The 8,369-nt window shown below is 65.2% G+C and carries 9 protein-coding genes and 1 pseudogene; 7 read left to right on the forward strand and 3 right to left on the reverse strand.

What is annotated here, in order from left to right; all coding sequences use genetic code 11:
- The 3 genes from EN781_RS18275 to EN781_RS18285 all read right to left on the reverse strand — a co-directional run.
- On the reverse strand, window positions 1-1,820 hold a 1,820-nt coding region (locus EN781_RS18275), incomplete at its 3' end, for a 2Fe-2S iron-sulfur cluster-binding protein (RefSeq protein WP_127400212.1).
- Window positions 1,817-2,113, reverse strand: coding sequence for a sarcosine oxidase subunit delta (locus EN781_RS18280; protein ID WP_126058369.1), 297 nt, complete (start codon window positions 2,111-2,113; stop codon window positions 1,817-1,819). The genes EN781_RS18275 and EN781_RS18280, both read right to left, overlap by 4 nt.
- 63 nt (window positions 2,114-2,176) lie before the next feature.
- Window positions 2,177-3,430, reverse strand: a complete 1,254-nt coding sequence (locus tag EN781_RS18285; protein WP_126059363.1) for a sarcosine oxidase subunit beta — start codon at window positions 3,428-3,430, stop codon at window positions 2,177-2,179.
- A gap of 267 nt (window positions 3,431-3,697) precedes the next feature.
- Between EN781_RS18285 and EN781_RS18290 the strand changes: the two are divergent.
- The 7 genes and pseudogenes from EN781_RS18290 to EN781_RS18320 form a co-directional block, all read left to right on the forward strand.
- Window positions 3,698-4,451 (forward strand): annotated as a pseudogene (locus EN781_RS18290) (SDR family oxidoreductase).
- 110 nt (window positions 4,452-4,561) lie between these two features.
- Window positions 4,562-4,948, forward strand: coding sequence for an SET domain-containing protein-lysine N-methyltransferase (locus EN781_RS18295; protein ID WP_126058368.1), 387 nt, complete (start codon window positions 4,562-4,564; stop codon window positions 4,946-4,948).
- 178 nt (window positions 4,949-5,126) lie between these two features.
- The gene (gene rpsU, locus EN781_RS18300) at window positions 5,127-5,390 is read left to right on the forward strand and encodes a 30S ribosomal protein S21 (RefSeq protein WP_126058367.1); all 264 of its coding nucleotides are present in this window, start codon (window positions 5,127-5,129) and stop codon (window positions 5,388-5,390) included.
- A gap of 135 nt (window positions 5,391-5,525) precedes the next feature.
- Window positions 5,526-6,380, forward strand: coding sequence for a tetratricopeptide repeat protein (locus EN781_RS18305; RefSeq protein WP_126058366.1), 855 nt, complete (start codon window positions 5,526-5,528; stop codon window positions 6,378-6,380).
- Window positions 6,381-6,614: 234 nt separating this feature from the next.
- Window positions 6,615-7,091: a DUF992 domain-containing protein gene (locus EN781_RS18310; protein ID WP_126058365.1), complete on the forward strand. Its 477-nt coding sequence runs from the start codon at window positions 6,615-6,617 to the stop codon at window positions 7,089-7,091.
- A 73-nt stretch (window positions 7,092-7,164) separates the two neighbouring features.
- Window positions 7,165-7,647 (forward strand): DUF992 domain-containing protein, encoded by a 483-nt coding sequence (locus EN781_RS18315; protein ID WP_126058364.1) that lies wholly within the window; start codon window positions 7,165-7,167, stop codon window positions 7,645-7,647.
- A 173-nt stretch (window positions 7,648-7,820) separates the two neighbouring features.
- On the forward strand, window positions 7,821-8,369 hold a 549-nt coding region (locus EN781_RS18320), incomplete at its 3' end, for an MFS transporter (RefSeq protein WP_245492610.1).

Raw genomic sequence — 8,369 nt, forward strand, 5'->3', positions numbered from 1 at the left:
GGGTCGAACAGCGCGCCGCGCGCATGGCCGACGATCGAGCCGAAGGTGACCGGCGTATAGGGTGCGCGGAAGGTGGTGAGGCCGACCTGCGGGATCGGCTTGCCGAGCGTCTCGGCGGCAATCGCCAGGCCGTGCATGTTGGACGTCTTGCCCTGGTCGGTCGCCATGCCGTTGGTGGTGAAGCGCTTGACGTGCTCGATCGAGTGCATGCCTTCATGCACCGCCTGGCGGATGTCCTTGGCGGTGACGTCGTTCTGGAAATCGACGAAGGCCTTGACCGTCGTGCCCTGTCCGGCGCCGGGCGCGGCGCCCAGCATGCCGCGCGACCAGCTCTCGCCGGCATCGACCTTCGGCTTGGCGCCTTTACCCGCCTTGCCGCCGGCCTCCTTCGCCGCCTTGGCGCCGGCCGCATAGGCCTCGTCGACCGTCGCGTCGAGGCCATCCGTGCCGTTGCAGGCGCCGACCGAGACGCAGTCCTGCGCGTAGGTTCCCGGCACGAAGCGCCGTGTCTCCTCGTTGAAGGCGACCTTGCCGCGCGACTGCGAGAACAGATGCACCGACGGCGTCCAGCCGGCCGACATCAGGATCGCGTCGACCGGGATGGTGCGTTCGCCGCCGCCATTCTTCGGCTGGACGGTCATCGACGATACGCGCAGCTTGCCGCCGGCGCGGACCACCGCACGGCCGAAATTGATCTCGATGCCGAGCCCCCGCGCCTCGTCGATCGCCGCCCCGGTCGGGTTGTCGCGCAGATCGACGATAGCGGCGATGTTGACGCCGGCCTTCTTCAGGTCGATCGCCGCCGCGTAGGCGGAATCGTTTGCCGTGTAGACGCCGACATTCCTGCCGACGGCGACGCCGTAATGGTTGAGATAGGTGCGCGCGGCCGAGGCCAGCATGACGCCTGGACGGTCGTTGTCGGCGAACACCATGTGGCGTTCGATGGCGCCGGTCGCCAGCACGACTCGGCTGGCGCGGACCTGCCAGAGACGCTCGCGCGCCAGTTCGCGGCCGGGGTTCTGCAAATGGTCGCTGACCCGCTCGACCAGCCCGACGAAATTCTGCGCATAATAGCCAAAAGCCGTCGTGCGCGTCAGCAAACGGACATTGTCCATCGCCTTGAGCTTCGCGATCGCGCCTTGAGCCCAGGCAAAGCCGTCCTCGCCGTCAATCCTGGCGCCGGCCTCGAAGCGCAGGCTGCCGCCGAACTCGGCCTGCTCGTCGGCGAGGATCACCCTGACGCCAGTCTCGGCGGCGGCAAGTGCCGCCGCGATGCCGGCCGCACCGCCGCCCAGCACCAGCACCTCGCAATGGGCATAGCGCGCGCCATAGTGGTCGGGGTCCGGCTTGTCCGGCGAAACGCCGAGACCTGCCGCGGCGCGGATCTTCGGCTCGTAGAGGCTCTTCCAGGCCGCCTTCGGCCACATGAAGGTCTTGTAGTAGAAACCGGCCGAGAACAGCGGCGAGGCGATGTCGTTGACCGCGCCGACGTCGAAAGCGAGCGACGGCCAGCGGTTCTGCGAGTTGGCGGTGAGCCCGTCATAGAGCTCCTGCACGGTCGCGCGCACATTCGGCGTCTTGCGCGCGTCGTCACGCACGATCTGCACCAGGGCGTTCGGCTCCTCGGCGCCGGCGGAAAGGAAGCCGCGCGGCCGGTGATACTTGAACGAACGACCGACGAGATGGACGCCGTTGGCGAGCAGCGCGGAAGCGAGCGTATCGCCCTCGACACCGGTATAGGCCTGGCCGTCGAAGCTGAAGCGAGCAGTCTTTGCCTGCTTGAGGCGGCCAGCGCCGGAAATTCGGAAGGAGGGGGTCATTTCGAGGCTCCCGGCAGCTTCGCGGGCTTCGGCTCGCCGGCCTTGTAGGTCATGATGAACTTGTCGGTGACGGTGTCGCGTACGGCGTTGAAGAAGCGCGCGCAGCCATGCATGTGCCGCCAGCGCTCATAGATCACGCCCTTGGGGTTCGAACGGATGAAGAAGAACTTCTCGAAATCGTCGTCGCTTTCGCCGGCCATGTTGGTCGAGCGCGCGATATGCGCCTCGCCGGCGTTGCGGAATTCGAGTTCCGGGCGCTCTTCCTCGCAATAGGGGCAGCGGATGAGAAGCATCTGTTGTTTCCTACAATTCGCCGAGGCCGGTGGCCGGTTGGTCGCAAAGCCTTTCGGCAACCATCAGTGCGCCACCGCCGCCGCCGCGGCCTCGTCGATCAGACGGCCGGTGCGGAAGCGCTCGATGGTGAAGGGCGCGTTGATCGGGTGCGGATCGTCCTTGGCAATCGTATGCGCAAAGACATGGCCCGAGCCCGGCGTCGCCTTGAAGCCGCCCGTGCCCCAGCCGCAATTGACATAGAGGCCCTTGACCGGCGTCTTGGCCAGGATCGGCGAGCGGTCCGGCGTTACGTCGACGATGCCGCCCCAGGAGCGCAGCATCTTCATGCGCGTGAAGATCGGGAACATCTCGCAGATGGCGTCGAGCGTATGCTGCAATATGTGCAGGCCGCCGGTCTGCGAATAGGAGACATATTGGTCGGTACCGGCGCCGATCACCAGCTCGCCCTTGTCCGACTGCGAGATATAGGCGTGCACCGTGTTCGACATGATCACGCAGGGCACGACCGGCTTGACCGGCTCCGAGACCAGCGCCTGCAGCGGATAGCTTTCCAGCGGCATGCGCACGCCCGCCATATCCATGATGACGGAGGAGTGGCCGGCCGCGACCACGCCGACCTTTTTGGCGCCGATGAAGCCGCGCGTCGTGTCGACGCCCATGACCGCGCCGTTCGGCGCCCGCTTGACGCCGGTGACCTCGCAATTCTGGATGATGTGGACGCCGCGCGCCGAGGCGCCGCGGGCATAGCCCCAGGCGACGGCGTCGTGACGCGCGGTGCCGCCGCGCCGCTGCAGGGCCGCACCCACCACGGGATAGCGCGCATCCTTGGAGATGTTGAGCGGCGGGCAGAACTCCTTCGCCTGCTCCGGCGTCAGCCATTCATTGTCGATGCCGTTGAGGCGGTTGGCGTGCACATGGCGCTTCAGCACCTGGATGTCGTGCACATTGTGCGCGAGCATCATCACGCCGCGCGCTGAGTACATGACGTTGTAGTTGAGCTCCTGCGAGAGCCCATCCCACAGCTTCAGCGCATGGTCATAGATGCCGGCGCTCTCGTCATAGAGATAGTTGGAGCGGATAATGGTGGTGTTGCGGCCGGTGTTGCCGCCGCCGAGCCAGCCCTTCTCCAGCACCGCGACATTGGTGATGCCGTGCACGGTGGCCAGGTAGTAGGCCGTCGCCAGGCCATGGCCGCCGGCGCCGACGATGATGACGTCGTATTCCTTCTTCGGCTCCGGCGAAGACCATTGCTCTTCCCAGCCCTTGTGGCCGCGCATGGCCTCGCGGGCAATGGCGAATACCGAATATTTCTTCACGTTCCAGGCCTCGCGCCAGTAGCTTTCGCGGATTTGCGGCCGGGCATCCCCGCCTCGGCACGCGAGGAGTATCACTAGCGAAACCGCGCTGCCATCCTTGCGCTGTTTGCGACGGCGCTTGCCGTTTTGCGCCGTGACATCCACAGGCGAGCACCAAGCCACGCGGCACAAACCCCAATGCAGCTTTCGGGTGGCTCGGACCGCCGCCATTTGCGACCAAGCGTCCGATCGCTGGCAAGGCCGGCACGAAAGAAGGATGCTCAGAAGATGTTCGCACTGACAGACAAGGTCGCCATCGTCACCGGCGCCAGTTCCGGCATCGGCCGCGCCACTGCGAAACTTTTCGCCGAACAGGGTGCCCGGCTGATCGTCGCCGCCCGCCGACAGGCGGAGCTCGACAGGATTGTCGGCGAGATCGAGGACGCCGACGGCACGGCGGTCGCGCTGGCCGGCGACGTGCGCGACGAAGCCTTCGCAAAAGCCCTCGTCAATCTCGCGGTCGACAGGTTCGGCGGCCTCGACATCACCTTCAACAATGTCGGCGCTGTCGGCCAGATGGGGGCGATTTCCGACCTGTCGCTCGACGACTGGCGCGAGACGCTCGACACCAACCTCACCAGCGCGTTTCTCGGCGCGAAATACCAGGTGCCGGCGATGGTCGAGCGGGGTGGCGGTTCGCTGATTTTCACGTCCACTTTTGTCGGTCACACCGTCGGCATGCCCGGCATGACCAGCTACGCCGCAAGCAAGGCCGGTTTGATTGACGCAAGTGCTGGCCGCCGAGTACGGACCGCGAGGGGTGCGGGTGAACGCGCTGCTGCCGGGCGGCACCGATACGCCGGCGGCAACATTCAAGACCCCTGAATCGCGGACGTTCGTCGAAAACCTGCATGCGTTGAAGCGCGTCGCCCAACCTGAAGAGATCGCCCGCTCGGCGCTTTACCTCGCTTCCGATGCGTCGAGCTTCACCACCGGCACCGCGCTGTTTGCCGATGGCGGCGTCTCGATCAACCGGACGTGAAGGGATTGACGGACATAGCACTGCCCGCCAGCCGAAAAAGTCGCGAAGCAGCCTTGCATTTCGGCGCAATTTGACGATTCCGTTTTCCCGTCGAAAACGGATCGGAAAAGATGCTGCTGATCAGGACCTACGTCGCCCAGAGCGCCATCGAAGGCGTCGGCGTTTTCGCCGCCGAGCCGATCCGCAAGGGGGCCTCGATCTGGCGCCTCGATCCCGATTTCGACCGGCTGATCCCGATCGAGAAATACGAGGCGGCCCCTCCGCATCTGAAAGAGTTGCTCGACCGCTACGCCTATCCCAGCCCCGACCGGCCTGGCTTCATGGTCTATGAGGTCGACAATGGCCGTTTCATGAACCATGCCGAGCGGCCGAACACCGACTTCTCGCAATATGGCGGCGCGACCGCGACCTGCGACATCGCCGCCGGCGAGGAAATAACCTGCGACTACGGCGAATTCTTCGAGGATTTCGCCCGCCTTCACCTGGCAACCGCCTAGCTAAGCGCCGGCCGGCGGCGGCCGGTTGCAATTTGGGGCGGCCGGATTGCATTCGGCAGTGGACAGGACGGCCTGATTCTGCTATCAGCCGCCACAATTCGCGGTGCAACTCGCCGCGGAGGCATAGCGGCTATGGCCGTTTGCCTGTTGATATCAAACCCGAAAGACAGGATTGCCCGTGCAGGTACTCGTCCGCGACAACAATGTTGACCAGGCGCTCCGCGCGCTGAAGAAAAAGATGCAGCGCGAAGGCATTTTCCGCGAAATGAAGATGCGCGGTCACTACGAGAAGCCTTCCGAGAAGCGCGCCCGCGAAAAGGCGGAAGCCGTGCGCCGCGCCCGCAAGCTGGCCCGCAAGCGCGCCCAGCGCGAAGGCCTGCTGCCGATGACCCCGCGTCCGGCTCCGGCTGGCGCCGCAGGTGCTGCGCGTTCGCCGCGCTGATACCGCCAATTTTTCGTCCTTTTCGAAGGATACCCAAGGGTGGCGCGATGCGGAATCGCCGCCACCTTTTTGTTTGATTTTGGACCGGTTCGGAGAGGGAACGGACCTGACGGCGCGGCGGCAGTGAGGACAGTGATGAACGCAATTTCCGTGGAGCGCAAAACCGCTTTTCGCGGCTTCGCCCTGACGGCGGCCCTGCTCTCGGGCCTGGCGCTTGCCGCATGCCAGACGGCCCCGACCGGCGAATTCAACAACATCGATAAGGCGCAAGGCTCGACCGAGAACATCTCCTCGCTGTCGGCCGTGATCCAGCGCAACCCGCAGGATCCCGAAGGCTACAATGTGCGCGGTTCGGCCTACGGCCGCGGCGGCCAGTACCAGGCGGCGCTGAAGGACTTCGACACCGCCATCCAGCTTAATCCGAATTTCTACCAGGCCTATTCGAATCGCGCGCTTATCCAGCGCTTCCTCGGCAACCAGGCGGCGGCGCTGGCCGACTACAATCGATCGATCCAGATCAACGCCAATTACGACGCCGCCTATATCGGCCGCGGCAATCTTTACCGCAAGGCGGGTCGGACCCAGGAAGCCTTCAACGACTTCCAGAAGGCGATCCAGCTCGATACGACCGATGCGCGCGCCTACCACAATCGCGGCCTGATCTATCAAAGCCAGGGCCAGCACAAATTCGCCATCGAGGATTTCTCGACCGCCATCTCGCTGGCGCCGGACGCGGCCGAGCCCTACAACGGCCGCGGTCTCTCCTACCTCGCCATGAACGACGAGGACAACGCCTTCTCCGACTTCAACATGGCCATCAAGCTCGACGGCAAGAACGCCGAGGCCTGGGCCAACCAGGCGCTGATCTACGAGCGGCGCGGCGACAAGGCGCGGGCGGCGAAATCCTACCGCGAGGCGGTGCATCTCGATCCGACCTACCAGCCGGCCAAGGACGGCCTGTCGCGCACCAACACCGCCAGCGCCAGCTGATACCCAGCCGGCGCGCCGCGCGACGCGGCCGACTGAGCGCTCCGCTCGATCGACGACCTTCAGCTACCGGCGCTTGAAAACCTGCAAGCCGTGGTCGGCGATGAAAACCGCGGCCACCCATGCTGACCGCCGGGGCAAGCGTTAACCCTTGCCATGTTCGCGCCAAGTTTTCAGCGGAACGCTCCGCGCACCTCGACCGTTAATCGGGGCCAAATTTGCGAAAGGACCTTTCCAATGATCAGAACCCTTGCCTGTGCCGCCGCCGCGCTTGCCGCCACGGTCCTCGCGTTCCCCGTCAGCGCCGGGACGCTGCGGCTCGGCACGCTTGATTGCACCATCGACGGCGGCGTCGGGTACGTCATCACGTCGAACAAGGGCGTGTCCTGCACCTTCCGCCCCTATCATCATGGGCCGTCCGAGCAGTATACCGGGATGATCTCCAAGCTCGGCGTCGATGTAGGCCAGACGCATCAGGGCCAGCTTGCCTGGGCGGTTCTGGCCGCCACCCGCAGCCATGACGAGGGCGACCTTGCCGGCAACTACTACGGCGTCAACGCCGAGGCCAGCGTCGTCACCGGGGGCGGCGCCAATCTTCTGGTTGGCGGGCTGAACAGCGCCTTCATGCTGGAGCCGCTCAGCGTCCAGGCGCAGACCGGCGTCAATCTGGCGGTCGCGGTGACCTCGCTGGAGCTGGTCCACTCCTTCAAATAAGGCGCAGTTGCTCCCTTACGTGCGGCGCGGAACAGGGTACTGTTTCGCGCCGCACGCTTTCTGGGGGACCGCCATGCAGAAGACCATCATCGCCGCTGTCATTGCCGCTGCCGGCTGTGCGGGAACAGCCCATGCCCAAGACCAAGGCGTGGAGCTCGGCGTGCTCGATTGCGCCATTGGCGGCGGCACCGGCTTCATCTTCGGTTCGAGCAAGGACCTGAGTTGCACCTTCACTCCGGCGGATAAGACCTTTGCGCCGGAAGCCTATTTCGGCGCCGTCAACAAATACGGGCTCGACATCGGCACCACAAAGCAGAGCGTGATGCGGTGGCTGGTGCTGACGCCGTTGAAGAACATCTACGCGCCGGGCGCGCTCGCCGGAGATTATGTCGGCGCCAGCGCCGAGTTGACGGCTGCGGTCGGCGCCGGCGCCAACCTCCTGGTCGGCGGCTCCGCGCAGGCCTTCACCTTGCAGCCGCTCAGCGTGCAGACACAAAGCGGCATCAACATCGCCATCGGCGTCGCCCAGTTCCAACTGCGCAGCACCGAGAATTGAGACCTGTCAATCAAGGCCGCTGGGCTTCTGCCTGGCTTCGCGACGCTCGCCACGACATTCCTGAAAAGGCCTCTTGAGCTCAACCGCGCTTGAGGTTCTACAAGCTCTGCCGAACTGGATCTGGCGCCCTTTTGATTGCGGATGAGGGTGCGAATGGCAAGCAGGAGATCGATGTGACGGCGGCAAGCGGCAACAAGACGGGCGGCAACAAGGTGGCCAATAGCAGGGTGGACTGGCGGGCGCTGTGGGCGAGCGGTGACCTGGCGCGCTTTTGCTTCATCAGCCTCGGCATCCTGCTGCACGCCACCAACGAGACGATGGTGGCGACGGTGATGCCGGCCATGGTCGGCGAACTGGCCGGCGTGCAGTTGGTCGGCTGGTCGCTGGCGATCTACGAGCTTGGCGCCATCGTCGCCGGCGCCGCCGCCGGACGGCTGGTGAGTTATGTGGCGCTGCGCTCCAACATGATGGTTGCCGCCTTGCTCTATGCTGCCGGCGCGCTGATCTGCGCCACCGCACCCTCGATGCCACTCTTTCTTGCCGGGCGGCTGGTCGAGGGGCTGGGCGGCGGCGCGCTGGTGTCGCTGGCCTTCGTCTCGGTCGAGCGGCTGTTCCCGCGCAACATCTGGCCGCAGCTTTTCGGCATCATGTCGGCGATCTGGGGCGTCGCCGCCTTCAGCGGCCCGATGCTTGGCGCCATCATGGCCGAGCTTCTATCGTGG

Source organism: Mesorhizobium sp. M4A.F.Ca.ET.090.04.2.1 (assembly GCF_003999085.1).
Taxonomy (GTDB): Bacteria; Pseudomonadota; Alphaproteobacteria; order Rhizobiales; family Rhizobiaceae; genus Mesorhizobium.

Excerpts from the sequence above, each read along its gene's own strand:
- EN781_RS18295 (WP_126058368.1), top strand. The coding sequence starts at position 4,562 with ATGCTGCTGATCAGGACCTACGTCGCCCAGAGCGCCATCGAAGGCGTC.
- EN781_RS18280 (WP_126058369.1), bottom strand. The coding sequence starts at position 2,113 with ATGCTTCTCATCCGCTGCCCCTATTGCGAGGAAGAGCGCCCGGAACTC.
- EN781_RS18310 (WP_126058365.1), top strand. The coding sequence starts at position 6,615 with ATGATCAGAACCCTTGCCTGTGCCGCCGCCGCGCTTGCCGCCACGGTC.
- EN781_RS18315 (WP_126058364.1), top strand. The coding sequence starts at position 7,165 with ATGCAGAAGACCATCATCGCCGCTGTCATTGCCGCTGCCGGCTGTGCG.
- EN781_RS18305 (WP_126058366.1), top strand. The coding sequence starts at position 5,526 with ATGAACGCAATTTCCGTGGAGCGCAAAACCGCTTTTCGCGGCTTCGCC.